The sequence below is a fragment of the Archangium sp. genome, from assembly GCF_045802675.1.
In the GTDB taxonomy this organism is placed as follows: Bacteria; Myxococcota; Myxococcia; order Myxococcales; family Myxococcaceae; genus Archangium.
This window is the reverse complement of sequence record NZ_JBJMQO010000147.1, coordinates 1-14,212: the sequence shown is the minus strand read 5'-3', so window position 1 is coordinate 14,212 and position 14,212 is coordinate 1. Positions and strand designations below refer to the sequence as shown.

14 protein-coding genes are annotated in these 14,212 nt (G+C 70.5%); all 14 read right to left on the bottom strand.

Features of this window, described 5'->3' with window-relative positions; all coding sequences use genetic code 11:
* Positions 1 to 2,118, bottom strand: a 2,118-nt coding sequence (locus ACJ8AN_RS40340) for an L-type lectin-domain containing protein (protein WP_407760953.1), incomplete at its 3' end; no start/stop codon positions are given.
* 27 nt (positions 2,119 to 2,145) lie between these two features.
* Entirely contained in the window at positions 2,146 to 3,096 is a 951-nt protein-coding gene (locus tag ACJ8AN_RS40335) for a hypothetical protein (protein ID WP_407760952.1), read from the bottom strand.
* Positions 3,097 to 3,199: 103 nt separating this feature from the next.
* A complete protein-coding gene (locus tag ACJ8AN_RS40330; protein ID WP_407760951.1) occupies positions 3,200 to 4,015 on the bottom strand; it encodes a hypothetical protein in 816 nt (271 codons plus the stop codon).
* Position 4,016: 1 nt separating this feature from the next.
* Positions 4,017 to 5,051 carry a chemotaxis response regulator protein-glutamate methylesterase gene (locus tag ACJ8AN_RS40325; protein ID WP_407760950.1) on the bottom strand — a complete coding sequence of 345 codons (1,035 nt, stop codon included), beginning with the start codon at positions 5,049 to 5,051 and terminating at the stop codon, positions 4,017 to 4,019.
* Positions 5,048 to 5,917, bottom strand: coding sequence for a CheR family methyltransferase (locus tag ACJ8AN_RS40320; protein WP_407760949.1), 870 nt, complete (start codon positions 5,915 to 5,917; stop codon positions 5,048 to 5,050). The genes ACJ8AN_RS40325 and ACJ8AN_RS40320 overlap by 4 nt, the downstream gene beginning before the upstream one ends.
* A gap of 18 nt (positions 5,918 to 5,935) precedes the next feature.
* Entirely contained in the window at positions 5,936 to 7,912 is a 1,977-nt protein-coding gene (locus ACJ8AN_RS40315) for a HEAT repeat domain-containing protein (RefSeq protein ID WP_407760948.1), read from the bottom strand.
* A complete protein-coding gene (locus ACJ8AN_RS40310; protein ID WP_407760947.1) occupies positions 7,909 to 8,517 on the bottom strand; it encodes a chemotaxis protein CheW in 609 nt (202 codons plus the stop codon). The genes ACJ8AN_RS40315 and ACJ8AN_RS40310 overlap by 4 nt, the downstream gene beginning before the upstream one ends.
* A complete protein-coding gene (locus ACJ8AN_RS40305; protein ID WP_407760946.1) occupies positions 8,514 to 9,077 on the bottom strand; it encodes a chemotaxis protein CheW in 564 nt (187 codons plus the stop codon). The genes ACJ8AN_RS40310 and ACJ8AN_RS40305 overlap by 4 nt, the downstream gene beginning before the upstream one ends.
* A gap of 33 nt (positions 9,078 to 9,110) precedes the next feature.
* On the bottom strand, positions 9,111 to 11,438 hold the full coding sequence (locus tag ACJ8AN_RS40300; protein WP_407760945.1) for a chemotaxis protein CheA: 2,328 nt from the start codon (positions 11,436 to 11,438) through the stop codon (positions 9,111 to 9,113).
* Positions 11,435 to 11,809 (bottom strand): response regulator, encoded by a 375-nt coding sequence (locus ACJ8AN_RS40295; protein ID WP_407760944.1) that lies wholly within the window; start codon positions 11,807 to 11,809, stop codon positions 11,435 to 11,437. The genes ACJ8AN_RS40300 and ACJ8AN_RS40295 overlap by 4 nt, the downstream gene beginning before the upstream one ends.
* Before the next feature lie 50 nt (positions 11,810 to 11,859).
* On the bottom strand, positions 11,860 to 12,342 hold the full coding sequence (locus ACJ8AN_RS40290; protein ID WP_407760943.1) for a M17 family peptidase N-terminal domain-containing protein: 483 nt from the start codon (positions 12,340 to 12,342) through the stop codon (positions 11,860 to 11,862).
* Positions 12,339 to 12,758, bottom strand: a complete 420-nt coding sequence (gene nusB, locus ACJ8AN_RS40285; RefSeq protein WP_407760942.1) for a transcription antitermination factor NusB — start codon at positions 12,756 to 12,758, stop codon at positions 12,339 to 12,341. The genes ACJ8AN_RS40290 and nusB overlap by 4 nt, the downstream gene beginning before the upstream one ends.
* 4 nt (positions 12,759 to 12,762) lie before the next feature.
* Complete coding sequence (gene ribE, locus ACJ8AN_RS40280) at positions 12,763 to 13,254, bottom strand: 6,7-dimethyl-8-ribityllumazine synthase (protein WP_407760941.1); 492 nt, start codon at positions 13,252 to 13,254, stop codon at positions 12,763 to 12,765.
* A 65-nt stretch (positions 13,255 to 13,319) separates the two neighbouring features.
* A partial coding sequence (locus tag ACJ8AN_RS40275) for a 3,4-dihydroxy-2-butanone-4-phosphate synthase (RefSeq protein WP_407760940.1) occupies positions 13,320 to 14,212 on the bottom strand: 893 nt, incomplete at its 5' end.

Below are 14,212 nucleotides of genomic sequence, written 5' to 3'. Positions count from 1 at the left end.
GGTGGACCCATCCGCCAGGCCGCACCGGCCGTCCGCATCCGCCACTCCGCTGCGGCACGCCTGCTCCGCGACCAGCCAGTCGGGCACGCCCGTCCCATTGACCAGTCCGCAGCGGCCATCCATGTCCGCCACTCCGACGCGGCACACCTCCACAGCAGCCGCGTCGTTGGGCAGCGCCGTCCCATTCACCAGACCGCACCGGCCGTCCAGCTCGGCCACACCGCCGCGGCACACCACCTCGGCGCTCGTGCCCGTGGGCAACGCCGTCCCATTGACCAGACCGCACCGGCCATCCAGCTCGGCCACACCGCTGCGGCACACCTGCTCCGCGGCCATGCCCGTGGGAAGCACCGTCTCATTCATCAGGCCGCACCGGCCATCCAACTCGGCCACACCGCTGCGGCACACCTGCTCGGCGGTCGTGCCCGTGGGCAGTGCCGTCCCATTCACCAAGCCACAACGCGCGTCCGCATCCGCCGTGCCGCTACGGCACACCTGCTCGGCGGTCGTGCCCGTGGGCAGTGCCGTCCCATTCACCAGTCCGCACCGGCCGTCCGCATCCGCCACACCGCCGCGGCACACCTGCTGCGCGGCCGCGCCCGTGGGCAGCACCGTCCCATTCCTCAGGCCGCACCGGCCATCCGCATCGGACACTCCGGCGCGGCAGACCTGCCCGGCGGCCGAGCCCGTGGGTACAGCTGTCCCATTCACCAGGCCGCAGACGTTGTCCGCCGTCTCGCAGACACCCGACTGACACGTGCGCACGGACTGCGGCTCCGTGCAGGTGCCGCCAGGAATCCACTCCCCGTTGGGCGTCTTGGGAATGCACGCGCCCGCCGGGTTGCACCACGCCCCGCCGCCGCAATCACTGTCCACCTGACAGGTCGAACCACAGACGCCCGTGGAGCGATTGCAGATGGGCCCACCGTGCGCGACCCCCTCCACCGTGCAGTCCGCATTGGAGGTGCAGTAACCGCAGTAGCCCTTGCTGGAGCAATACGGCGTCTTGGCATTGCAGCGGAACGAAGCCCCCGTGCCGGAATCACCATTGCAGCTCGAGCAGGAACCCGCGAGAGGACCCGAGGACACACAGACGGGGAACGCTTCCGCGCTACAGGCGTGCGCGGTGCCGGCGCTGCGGTCACCATCACAGGCCTCGACACAGCGGTTGTTCGCCCCCTCGAGCGCGCAGCTCATGTGAGAGGCGGCGCACTGTGAGGTATTGTCGAGCGTGCACTCGCCACAGGTGTGCTTCGCGGTGTCGCAGACGTTGCCGCGGGGCGAGCCGGTGCAATCCGAATCGGAATCGCAGCAGGCCTGCTCGGGCCGGGTGAAGGAGTCGGTCGCGCGCAGCTCGAGCACCCGGTGCTCCGACCACTCATTTCCAGTCGAGCCCGTGAAGCCCATGTAGAACTGGGAGCCGAGCTCCGTGGCGAGGTTGATCGCGTTCGTGGTGAGCAGGGGGCTCGCCGGCCGTGAATCCGAGTCACTCAGATAGACGTCCAGCAGCGTCTTGGAGGCGGTGTAATCCACCCACAGATAGACGAGCTTGTTGTTCTTGAGTGAGAGGTTCGTGCCAGAGAGGTTCTGGACCGGGAGCCCTATGTTGCCGGACGCTTCATGGTTGGAATTGCCTCCACGCGTGATGGCGATGTGATCGTTGCTCGGGTCACCGAAATAGGAGTTGTCATAGGTGTCGAGCTCCACCACCACCGACGGGGAGATTCCCTTCGTCGGAGCGCCGGGGTAGTCGCCATAGCCGATACAATCGCCCGGATTACCAAGAGCCTTGGGTCCGTCGGGTGAGTTGTGCATGACGAAGGCGACGCCGTCCGCCCCACTGGTGGAGGTGGTGGTGATCTGGACCGCCATCTTGATGTGCAGATCCCCGCTCGTCGAGAAGGCCGGGTTGAAGAAGACCGAGGAGTTCAGCCGGCCCTGGTTGGGCGTGACGAGGATGTTCTTACCATCCATGGTCGCCGAGCCATTGAGCGTGTAGTTGGGCAGCAGGGGGCCACCGAAGTAACAGCTATCCGTGGCATGGGCGGAAGCCGCGGTGAACAGCATGGCGGCGGAAGCGGCGAGGACAGACAAACGCGAACACGAGAATTGACGCATGATGATGAGCTTTCTTGAGAGTTGTCTTTAGCGGTCGTGCCCGGGCGTCCAGGCGAGGCCCGACAAGAGGCGGAACGTGGGAGTCCCCGGCAGGCGCCCGAAGCCCGGCCCACCCAGGGCGAAGAGCTCGAACGTCTTGCCGAACAGGGGGAGGCGCACACCGGCGAGCAGCTCGGCGGCGGCGGGTGCATTCGTCAGGGGGAGCGCTCCGCGCAGGCTCACCTCGCCTCGCAAACCCTCACCTCGCGTGGAGAGGGCCACGCCTCCCTCCAGGAGATTGCCAAACACGACCGGGCCTCCCACGGCCGTGGGGCTGAGCTCCACCGGCTCCCGGGCGCTGAGACCCACCTCCGCTCCGAGGTGCAGGAAGCCGAGGGAACGCCCCAGGCCCACGCGACCGTGCAGCGCGAGGCCCCGCGAGCCCTGCCGCGTCAGCGCCTCGGGGGAGCCCAGCGGGAGCGAAGCGCCCAGCGACACCGCGAGGTCCATCGCGGCGCCGTCACGCTCGCGCAGCAGCCCGAGCCGGCCCTGCACGCGCGGAGAGCCCAGCGCCCTGGACACCGGAGGCTGGAACTCCGTGATGTCCGCCGCATCCCCCTGCTGCCGCACGATGTAGGGCACCTCGAGCCCGAGCTCCAGCCAATCACTCACACCGTAGCCAACCGCCAGGTGCGCCGTGGCGCGCGCGTGGACGATGTGTCCCAACCGCTGGGACTCCAGGCTCAGGACGAGCGGATCCCTCTCATAGTGGGCGACCAGCGCGGTGCGCAGCCCGCACCGGGGAAGCAGCCCGCCCGCCCCCACCACGAGGCTGTCCGTGGCACCGGGGTTGAGCTGCAACCGCTCCAGCTCCAACACCGGTGTCTGGAGCGAAGTTCGAGCGGCGGCGGCCGAGGCGCCGAGCACGGCGGCCAGGGCCAGACAAAGACCTGCACTGCGCCCCCTGTTCGAGGGGCCAATACCAGACAGCGGATGCATGGACACTCCCACTACCGATTCGTCGCGTGTGTTGTGTTCCCCGGGTTGCCCCGAGGAATGTGCAGACGATACGGAGGGAAGTGGTTCGTGCCTGTGACGGCGATTACTCCGGGCGAGTCAACCGCGTCACAGCCGGGCTCATGCCGAGAGGCGGCGGCTCGATGGCGCTACCCCTGCGGCGCTCCCGGGGCGCGTCGAGGAACGTGCCCAGCAGCACCCAGCGCCGCGCGTCCTGCCCGGCGCCCGGCTTCGCCATCAGCGGCGTGGTGTAGTGCCAGAAGGGCAGCCGGTACACCGTGAGGCCTCCCACGGTGTTCACGCCCTGCATCTCCGAGAAGTGCCCGCCCTTCGAGTACACCAGCCACTGGTGCGCCACCGCCGGGGTGGCGAAGGTGAGGTGCATGTCCACGTAGCCGTCGAAGGCCTCGGGGTCCTCGGGGTGGTGGTCGTTGTGCGGGCCCGTGTAGTCCCCCGGCCCGTAGCACAGCACCTGAATCCCCCACTTGCGCCGCAGCGGCCTGCCGCTCACCGAGGCCGCGAACGCCGCGAAGCTCTCCGAGTGGAGCATCTCCACCAGCCCCGCCTCCTCGGCCGCCTTCCACGAGCGCGAGCGCCGGCTCTCCAGCAGCGCCGTCTTCACCCGCACCGTCTTGGGCAGCTGTTCGGCGTAGTTCTCCGTCATCCCCCAGATGCTCTCCGGGGGAATGGGGTCCTCCATTCCCGTGAGCGTGTCCCGGAGCGCCTTCTCCAGCACGTCCCGGCACGCCACCGCCTTGCGCGCGTCCACCACTCCGCCAAGCGCCATGAAGCGCTGTCCCGGCCGCAGCAAGGCGCCGCACGCCTCGCGGTCCCGCCCCTCCAGGATGCGCCGCCCCTTGGGGGTGAGCAGCTCCGCGAACTCCGAGGGAAACCTCTTCATGTCACCGCCTCTTGCGCGCCAGCTCCACCAGCGCCGGGCCAATCTCTCCCAACGGCAGCACCCGGCTCACCGCCCCGGTCGCCACCGCCTCCTGCGGCATCCCGTAGATGACCGCCGTCTCCTCCGACTCCGCCCACACCTCGCCGCCCGCCTTGCGGATGGACTTCGCTCCCATGGCCCCGTCCGCGCCCATCCCCGTGAGCACCACGCCGATCGTCTTCGAGCCGAACACCTCGGCCAGGCTCATGAAGAGCCGGTCTACCGAAGGCGCGTGCTTGTCCTGCATCGTCGGCGGCGGCGTGCCCAGCACGTACTGCCCGTTCTGCCGGTACACCACGAGCTGCCGCCCGCCCGGCGCGATGAAGACGTGGCCTGGCGCCAGCAAATCACCCTCCTGCGCCTCGCGCACGGAGAAGGGCCCGAGCCTGTCCAACCGCTCCGCGAAGGCCCGGGTGAACTGCTTGGGCATGTGCTGGCACACCAGCAGGCACATGGACGGCTCCGGCGAGAGCGCTTCCAGCAGCCGCTGCACCGCCGGTGGCCCTCCCGTGGACGCGCCAATGCCCACCACGAACGAGGGCTCCAGTGCCATCACCTTCGGCCGGGGCTTCGCCGGCTTCATCTCCGCGCGCACCAGCCGCGCCGCCAGCACCTTCTCCTGCAGCTCCTTGCGCAGCTTCTCCAGCAGGTCCGGCGTGGGCCTGGCCGGCTTGGCGATGAAGTCGAAGGCCCCCAGCTCCAGCGCCTTGAAGACGTCCGTCTTGTGCGCGTAGCTGGAGATGACGATGACGGGCGTGGGCGCCGTGCTCTTGAGCAGCCGCAGGAAGGAGTAGCCACCCAGCCTCGGCATCTCCAGGTCCAACGTCACCACGTCCGGGTGCAGCGCCATCACCTGGCGCAGCCCCTCGTTGCCGTCGGCCGCCGTGCCCACCACCTTCACGTCCGGCAGGGACTCCAGCAGCTCCGTCAGCAGCCGCCGGTTGTGGGCCGAGTCGTCCACCACCAGCACCTTCACGGGCTCGCGCGGCGCGCTCACGGGCTCCCCCCGCCGAGCTCCGGCTTGCGGTAGACGAGATCGCTGCGCAGGTGCACCAGCTCGAAGTCCGCGCTCAGGTTGATGAGGTTCTCCGAGTGCCCCAGCAGCAGGTAACCGCCAGGCACCAGCTTGTCGTAGATGAGGCGCAACACCCGCTGCCGCGCGGGCATGTCGAAGTAGATCATCACGTTACGGCAGAAGACGACGTCCACGCGGGAGGAGAACAGGCTCGGATCGGGCTCCTGAAGGTTGTGGTGTCCGAACGTCACCCAGGAGCGGATGTCGTCGCGCACGCGCACCCGGTTGGGCCCCACGTGCACGAAGTAGCGGGCGATCTTGTCCGGCGGCGTGGCGCGCAGGGAGCTCGGCCCGTACTCGCCCTGGCGCGCGGAGGCCAGCACCCGGCGGGAGATGTCCGTGCCGTGCACCTCCACGTCCCAGCCGTCGAAGCGCCCGCTGTCCTTGAGGAGCATGGCCACCGTGTAGGCCTCCTCCCCGGACGAGCACCCCGCGGACCAGATGCGCAGCCGCTTCGTGCGCGCGTTGCGGCGCTCCAGCTGGGGGAGCACCTCCTCGGAGAAGGCCTTGAGCTGGCGCGGCTCGCGGAAGAAGTACGTCTCGTGCGTGGTGAGCGCCTCGATGGCCGTCTCGAGCTCGGCGCGGCGTTGGGCGTCGAAGCGCAGGTAGCGGTAGTAGGCGCTGAAGTCCGCGAGCCCCAGCACCTCCAGGCGGGCCCACAGCCGGCGCTGCATGACGAACTTCATGTCGTCGCGCACCAGGATGCCGCAATGGCCGTAGACGAAGTCCCGCAACAGGCGGAACTCCTCCGCGGTCATCTCCGGCTTTCCTGTATCGAAAGGCATCACCCCCGAGGCCTCCGCGGCTCAGCGTCCCGACAAGCGCTCCACCGCGTCCACCAGGGCGCGGCGGGCCAGTGAATCCGTCTCGGCCGCCAGCGCGGCCTGGGTCGCGGGCAGGCACTCGGGCCCACCGCAGTCCCCCAGCACCCGCGCCGCCGCGGCCCTCACGTCCCAGCTTCCGTGGCCGAGCAACCCCACCGCCAGCGACACGCCCTCGGCCGAGGCCGCGCCCGCCAGCAGCGCCGCCTTCACCACCTCGTGGTCCTCATGGGTCACCGCGCGCTGGAGCACCTCGTGCCGCAGGATGCCCAGCCGCGCCAGGGCCTGCACCGCCCGGAAGGCGATGGCTCCGTCCGGGTCCAGCACCAGCGACTCCAGCTCCCCCACCCGCTCCACGGCCCCGCACTCGCCCACCGCCTCCAACGCCGCGAGCCGCACCTCGAGGGACTCATCCGTCAGGGCCTTCTCGAGCGGCCCCGCCATGGACGCATCCCCCACCTGTCCCAGCACCCGCACCGCCGCGGAGCGCACCCGGGGAGACTCGTCCGAGAGGGCCGCGCGCGCCAGTTCCAGGCCTCCCGCGGGGTCCACCGCGGCCAGCACCTCCACGGCCGTGGCACGCAGTGGCGCCGAGGCCTCGAGCGCCGTGCGCCGCACCAGGGACAGCATGGCCGTGCCGCCCACGCGCACCAGCGCGCTGAGCACCACCGGCTCCGCCCCACGCTCCAGCGCCGACCTCAGCGCCTGCGCCACCTGCTGGGGGAAGCTGGTGGCCAGCGTCACCAGCGCGCGCACCGCCGCTCCGGCCAGCTCCGGGTGGGAGAGCAGCTGCGCCAGCGGCTCCACCGCCTCCTGCGAGCGCGTGCGCCCCAGCGCCTGCACCGCCACGCCCTTCAAGTCCACCTCGCCCCAGTCGAGCATCTGCACGAGCTCGGGCACGAAGGTGGCGTCCACCAGCTCCACCAGCACGTGGCCCGCCACCTCGCGCGCCGGGAAGGACAGCCGATCCATGCTCGCCAGCAGCTCGCGCCCCGTCTCCGGGCCGAAGTGCGCCAGCGTGCGCATCACCTCCGGCACCAGCCGCTCCTCCTGCGCCACCTCCGCCACCAGCGGGGCCAGTTGCGGCTCGCGCAGCGCCGACGCCGCCACCAGCGCTCCGGCCCGCAGCTCGATGTCGTCCGACTCCAGCGCGCTGGCCACCCAGCTCACCGCCTCGGGCAGCCGCTTGAGCGCCAGCCGAACCGCGGCCTCCATGTCGGGCCGCAGCGAGGGCTCGGCCAGGCTGGCCTGCGTGCCCAGTGCCACGAGCGCCGCCTCGCGGGTGGAGCGCGACTCCGCGCCCAGGCCCCGGCACACCAGCTCCGTGGCCGCCACCTGCGGAATGAGGCCCAGCACCCGGTACGCACTGCGCTTGAGCGTGGGATTGCCCAGCAACCGCACCACCTCCGGCAACGGCGGCGGGTGGCGCAGCGCCGCGAGCGACTCCAGCGCGCTCAGCTGCAGCAGCGGCTCGGGGTCGTACAGGATGCGCTCCAGCGCGCGGGCCGCGGCCTTGCCCCCCAGCCGCCCCAGCGCCTCCGCCGAGGCCACGCGGACGTTCAGGTCCCCGTCCTCCAGCATCGCCTTCACCAGGGCGTCCTCGGCCTCCGGCAGGGCCAGCTGGCCGAGGATGTCCGCGGCGAACTTGCGTTGATCCGGATCCACGTGCCCGAGCAGCCGCACCAGGGGGCCCACGGCCGCCGCGCCCATGCTGGCCAGCGCCTCGGCCGCCGCATTGCGCGCGCCCGTCTCGTCCCGCTCGCCCAGCACGGAGATGAGCCGCTCCACCACCGACTCGCGGCCGGGAGAGCGGGTAAAGCCCTCGGCCGCCGCGCGGCGCACCCGCCAGCTCTCGTCATGGAGCCCCGCCACGAGCGCCTCGCGCGCGCCCTCGGCGGACACGTCCAGCTCGAGCAGGGCCCGGTAACGCACCTCCTCGGCGTTCCGCCCCTCCTCGCTCATCCGTTCATCCTCCGGCCGCCCTCGCGCACCATCTCCGAGAGCAGCAGCGCCTTCATGTCCAGCAGCAGCTTGAGCCGCTCGCGCTCGAACTGCTCCTCCTGGCGCCGCGCCTGCTCGCGCTTCTCCTGCTCCTGCTTCTCCTGCTCGCTCTTCTCCGGCTCGCTGTACACGCCCACCACGAAGGGGGCCGGGCCCACCGCGCCGATGGAGGGCGCGGGTTTGATTTCACTGCGCCGCAGCCGCACCACCTCGGAGACGCGATCCACGGTGAAGGCCACGCGCCGGCGGCCCAGCCAGCACACCAGCAGCCGCGTCTTGGGCGTGTCCACCGGGGCCTCGATGCCGAGCAGCCGCTTGCGCAGGTCCACCACGGGGATGATGGAGCCACGCAGGCGGATGACGCCCTCGATGAAGGGCGGCGCGCCGCGGATGGGGGTGAGACGCTGGGGCTGGAGGATCTCCTCCACCCGCATGATGTCCACCGCGTACTCCTCGGTGCCCACGAAGAAGGCGCACAGCTGGACGAGCGGATCCCTCTCCGCCGCGGCGGCCTCGTCGGCCTGGGACTGCGAGAGCTGGGTCAGGACACTGAAGCGCTGTCTCATGCGAGGGCCTGCCAGATGTCGAGCAGGATGAAGAGCTGCTGTTTGCGCCGCCCGAGCCCCACCACGCAGTCGCGTTCCCCGCCGCCCACGCCCGGAGGCGCCAATTCGAGCATGGAGGGCCGCAGCCGGACCACCTCGGAGACCGCGTCCACCCAGATGCCCGCCAGGCCATCCGCCGTCTGCACCACGATGATGCGCGAGCTCCGCGGAGGCTCGGGAGCGTCCGGCCCCGCCACCACCTGCGCCTTGTCCGCCAGCCGCAGCTTCACCTTGATGTCGTAGACGGGCAAGACCTCGCCCCGCAGGTACATGATGCCGAGCAGGTTGGGCGCGGCGCGGGGCACCTCGGTGAGCGGAGGGACCTTCACGATCTCCCGCACGCCGTGGATGGGCACCGCGTAGTGCTCACCCTCGAGCTGGAAGGCGAGATACTCCTCGGGGATTTCCTCGGCGACGGGCTCGACCGACTCGTCGGTACCGGCCACCAGCTCCGAGATGGGGCCGATGTCCTCGTCGGGACGGTAGAAGAAGCTGTCGAGCAGGACGGACAGGGAAGGCACGGGTGGAGGATAGCAGCCCCGGGGCCGGAGGCATCACGCCCGGCGGCGTTCGAGGCTCATCCCCTCTTCGAGCAGGGCGCCGACGTCCAGCACCAGCACGGTGCGCCGGTTGGCCAGGTCCGCGGCGCCAGAGATTCCTCGCACGCCCTGCAGGCGGCCACCCAGGGATTTGACGACGATGTCCTGCTGGCCCTGAAGCTCGTCCACGGCGATGCCCAGCCGCTCCTGCGCCAGCCCCGCCACCACCACGAAGTGCCGGTCGTTCTGGCGCTCGGGGTGGTTGAACACGCGCGCCAGGCGCATGAGGGGCAGCGTGGTGCCGCGCACGTCCAGCACCTCGCGCCGCTCCACCGTGCGGATTTCCGAGGGCTTCACGGAGAGGATTTCCAGCACGCTGTTGAGCGGCACCGCGTAGGTGCGCCCGCTCACCCCCACCACGAGGGCGCGGATGATGGCCAGGGTGACGGGCAGCGTGATGTGGAAGGCGGTGCCCTGCCCGCGCTCGCTCCACACGTCGATGATGCCGGACAGGTTGCCGATGTTGTTCTTCACCACGTCCAGGCCCACGCCGCGGCCGGACAGCTCGGACACGCTGCGGGCGGTGGAGAAGCCCGGCAGGAAGATGAGGTTGAGCAGCTCGCGCCGGCTCATCTCCCGCGACTGCGCGTCGGTGATGAGCCCCTTGCGCAGGGCCGCCTCGCGCACGCCCAGCTCGTCGATGCCCGCCCCGTCGTCGCTCACCTCGATGACGACGTGGTTGCCCTTCTGCTCGGCGCGCAGCGACACGCGGGCCCGCCGCGGCTTGCCCGAGGACTGCCGCGCCTCCGGCGACTCCGCGCCATGGTCGATGGCGTTGCGGATGATGTGCATGAGCGGATCGCTCAGCTCCTCGACGATGAGCTTGTCCAGCTCCACGTCGCCGCCGCCGATGACGAAGTCGATCTCCTTGCCCGCCTCCCGGGCGATGCGGCGCACCAGCCGCGCGAGCCGGTCGAACACCTGGCCCACCGGCACCATGCGCGCCTCGAGCAGGCCCTGCTGCAGCGCGTCCAGCTTGCGCTCCAGCTGCCGCGTCTCGCGCGAGAGCTCCTGCCCCCACAGCTTGGAGTGCGACACCACGCCCTCCTGCTGGCGCGCGCTCTCCGCCATGCGCTGCAGGTTGGCCTTGATGAGCAGCAGCTCGCCCACGGTGTTCATCAGCGCGTCCAGCCGGCTGATGTCCACGCGCACCGTCTGGGTGAGCGAGCGCGCCGACTCGGTGTCCGACCGGGAGCCCCGCGAGGCCACCGGATCCTCCGTCAGCGTGCGCACCGGAGGCCCCGCCATCTCGGAGCGCGGGGACTCGCTCTGGAACGCCAGCGCTTCCTGCAAGAGCTCGGGCGGGAGGGACGTCTCGACGGCGCGCAGGCCCGGGGAGCTGACGCTGGAAAACACCGTCTCCGCTGCGCTCTCGGGAGGCGTCCCGGCGGCGGCCTTGGGGGCCTTCGGCTTGCGCTTGCGCTTGGGCGCCGCGGGAGCCTCGGCCGGGGTCTCCGCGGGGGCGGACGAGCGGAAGGCCTGGGCCACGGGCTGCTGCGCCATGGACTCGGCGGCCCTCCTGGCGGAAGCGGGGGCGCGGATCTTCAGCGGGAAGAGCTGCGCGGGCGTGCCCTGGAGCTTCGCCGACAGCTCCGCCTCCGCCACCTTGGCGCCGAAGATGAGATCGAACGCGATGCCGGAAATCCCACCCGGCTCCGACGAGGGCAGCGTGCTGACGACCTCGCCCAGCGGCTTGAGGCGCGCGTTGAGATCGGCCAGCCCGGTGTCGAAGTCGGAGAGGTCGAACGCGGCGCGCACGCGGTACAGGGCCACGCCGCGGCGAACGTTCTCGCGCAGGCGGTGCTCCTCGTACTCGGTGAAGACGGCGCGCACCTGGGGATCCAGGTCCAGCCGGTCGAGCGGATCCTCCTCGATGGCGGCCGACTCGACGCCCTGGTTCGCCAGGCGCGAGCCCAGCTCCACCACGCGCTCGCTCAGCCCGGCCGAGGACTCCTCACGCGAGGCCTCCGCCAGCAGCGCCTGGAGCACATCCAGCGTCTCGATGAGGGTATCCAGGGCCTTGTCGTCCAGCGCCAGCTTGCCCAGCCGCAGCCGGTCCAGCAGGTCCTCGGACTGGTGGGCCAGCTTCGAGATGCGCTCCTGGCCGAAGAGCGCCGCGAGGCCCTTGAGCGAGTGCGCCGCCCGGAAGATGCCGTTGATGAGGTCCGGGTCCGGATCCGTCCCGCGCTGTTGATCCAGCACGAGCAAATCCTTGCCCAGGACCTCGAGGATCTCCGTCCCCTCGGCGATGAACTCCGCCAGTGCTTTTCCGGCCTGATTCACGCGAGCTTGAGGTATCGGCGCACGAGCCCTTCCAGGCTCTGCGGAGAGAAGGGCTTGACGAGATACTCGGCCGCGCCCAGCGCCAGCCCGCGGTCGCGATCCTTCTCACGGCCCTCGGTGGTGACGATGAACAGCGGCGTGTCGCGGTAGTTCGGGTTCTTCTTGACGAAGTTGATGAGCTCCAACCCGTTGATGTCCGGCATGTTGATGTCGGTGATGATGAGATCGAACCGGTGCCGGGGCAGGAGCTTGAGGGCCTCGAAGCCGCTGCTGGTGACGATCGCCTCCAGATCGGAGATGGACTCCACCGTCGCGGCAATCAGCTCCCGCGAGGCCTTGGAATCCTCCACGATCAGGACTTTGAACTTCATTCGTTGGGACCGGTCCCCCATCGTAGCAGAAGGACGGGCTCCGGCGAGCATCAGCCCTTGGGCAGGCGGCGGGCCAGCTCCTTGTCCGCCAGCACGGCCACCTTCTTCCCCTTGAAGACGGGGAGGAACTTCTCCTTCAGGGCGGAGGCCCGGGCCCCCTCGTCGAGAGCACCGGAACCCGGGATTTCCAGGGCCACCGCCTCCACCTTGGCCTTGGCGAGCACCCGGGCGGCGTAGGCGAGCGCCTCACCCAGCGAGGAAGCGTCCAGGGTACTGCGCTGCCCCAGGCCGATGACGAAGACGCGGGGGACGGAGAAGCCCCCATCCGTGGGCAGCAGGAGCGAGTCCTCCCGGGCGCCCACGAAGAAGCCGGACTGGAGGATGCGCGAGAGCGAGCCGCACAGCCGCCAGTCCACATACCCGGCCGAGCCCGGCAGGGGACGGTCATCCTCGCCCACGAAGAGGCAGAGGGCGTCCACGCCCTCGAGCGAGTCCAGGCCCTCGAGGCCGATGTCGTAGGCGGAGACGTTCACTGCTTCCCCAGGGCCGCGGCCACGCGGTCGAGCAGGCCGTTGACGAAGGCACTGGACTCCTCGGTGCCGAAGTTCTTGCCCAGCTCCACCGCCTCGTTGAGCGACACCTTCTTGGGGATGTCCGGGCGGTACTTCAGCTCGAAGACGCCCAGGCGCAGCACGTTGCGGTCGATGCGCGACATGCGATCCAAGCGCCAGTTGTGGCTGTGCTGCTCGATGAGCCGGTCGATCTCCGCCTGGTGGGAGCGGACGCCGTCGACGAGCTCGCGGGCGAACTTCACCGCCTCGGGCTCCTTGTGGGCCTCCTCGGTGGCGGCCCACGCGGACTCCAGGGCCTCATGGGCGGAGCCCGGCGTCATCTCCAGTTGGTAGAGCGCCTGGAGTGCGCGCTCGCGAGCGGTTCTGCGTGCACCCATGTGCCTAACCCTTCTTTCCGTCCGACAGGGTGGCCAGCTTCACGTGGAGGTTGACCATCTCGATGCAGGCGGCGGCGGCCTCCGAGCCCTTGTTGCCGGCCTTCACGCCCGCGCGGTCGATGGCCTGCTCCACCGTGTCGCAGGTGAGCACGCCGAAGGTGACGGCGGCCTGCGCGGTGAAGGCCACGTTGCCAATGCCCTTGGCGCACTCGCCCGCCACGTAGTCGAAGTGCGGCGTGCCTCCGCGGATGACGGCGCCCAGGGTGATGATGCCCACGTAGGAGCGCGTCTCCGCCACGCGCCGCGTCAGCGCCGGCAGCTCGTAGGTGCCGGGGCAGCGGAAGACGTCGATGTCCCCATCGGCCACGCCGTGGCGCACCAGGGTATCCACCGCGCCCTTCACCAGCTCCTCGGTGATGAACGCGTTGAAGCGGGCCACGCAGATGGCGAAGCGGCCCTTCGGGGGGAGGAAATCACCTTCGATGTAGCGAGGCATGTGCGGCCCCTCTCTACACCAGCCGTGGGGCTGGCGTCCCTAGGGAGTTTTCCAGGCTGGGTGCTTCAGGACGCCTTGCGGCGGCGGGGAGGGCGGCGTGCGGCCACCCGGTGCACCGGCTCGGCGGACAGGGCGAGCGGAATCTGCTCCACCACCTCCAGCGAGTAGCTCTCCAACCCCACGATCTTCTTGGGGTTGTTGGTGAGCAGCCGCAGCCGGGACAGCCCCAGGTCCTTGAGGATTTGAGCCCCCACGCCGAACTCGCGCAGGCGCGTCTGGTCGTTGTGGCCCGGCACGGCCTCCTCGTTGGAGACGTGGGTGCACCGCAGCCGGTTCTTCGCGGGCACGTCGCGCTGGAGGAAGACGACCACGCCGCGCCCCGCCTCCTGAATCCGCTGGAAGGCCTGCTCGAGCTGGCTGCCGCAGTCGCACCCGGCGCTGCCCAGCAGATCTCCCACGAGGCACGCCCGGTGGACGCGGGTGAGCACGGGCTCGCGCCCGGAGATGTCGCCCTTCACCATCGCCACGTGCACGGCGCTGTCCACGTCACTGCCGTAGGTATAGGCCTGGAAGGTGCCCTGGCCCCGGCGCTCCAGCTTCGCCTCGCCGATGCGCTTGACGAGCCGCTCGCGCTCCAGCCGGTAGCGGATGAGGTCCGCCACGGAGAGCAGCACCAGCTTGTGCTTGCGGGCGAACTTCACCAGGTCCGGCCGGCGGGCCATGGTGCCGTCGGGGTTCATGATCTCGCAGATGACGCCCGCGGGCTCCAGGCCGGCCAGGCGCGCCAGATCCACGCTGCCCTCGGTCTGCCCGGTGCGCACGAGCACCCCACCCTCGCGGGCGCGCAGCGGGAAGACGTGGCCGGGGCGAGCCAGGTCGCTCGGCTTGGCGTGCGGGGCCACCGCGACCTGGATGGTGTGGGCGCGGTCCGCGGCGGAGATGCCGGTGGACACGCCCT

Coding starts and splice junctions, on each gene's coding strand:
- ACJ8AN_RS40335 (WP_407760952.1), bottom strand. CDS start 3,096: ATGCATCCGCTGTCTGGTATTGGCCCCTCGAACAGGGGGCGCAGTGCA.
- ACJ8AN_RS40330 (WP_407760951.1), bottom strand. CDS start 4,015: ATGAAGAGGTTTCCCTCGGAGTTCGCGGAGCTGCTCACCCCCAAGGGG.
- ACJ8AN_RS40315 (WP_407760948.1), bottom strand. CDS start 7,912: ATGAGCGAGGAGGGGCGGAACGCCGAGGAGGTGCGTTACCGGGCCCTG.
- ACJ8AN_RS40310 (WP_407760947.1), bottom strand. CDS start 8,517: ATGAGACAGCGCTTCAGTGTCCTGACCCAGCTCTCGCAGTCCCAGGCC.
- ACJ8AN_RS40295 (WP_407760944.1), bottom strand. CDS start 11,809: ATGAAGTTCAAAGTCCTGATCGTGGAGGATTCCAAGGCCTCGCGGGAG.
- nusB (WP_407760942.1), bottom strand. CDS start 12,758: ATGGGTGCACGCAGAACCGCTCGCGAGCGCGCACTCCAGGCGCTCTAC.
- ribE (WP_407760941.1), bottom strand. CDS start 13,254: ATGCCTCGCTACATCGAAGGTGATTTCCTCCCCCCGAAGGGCCGCTTC.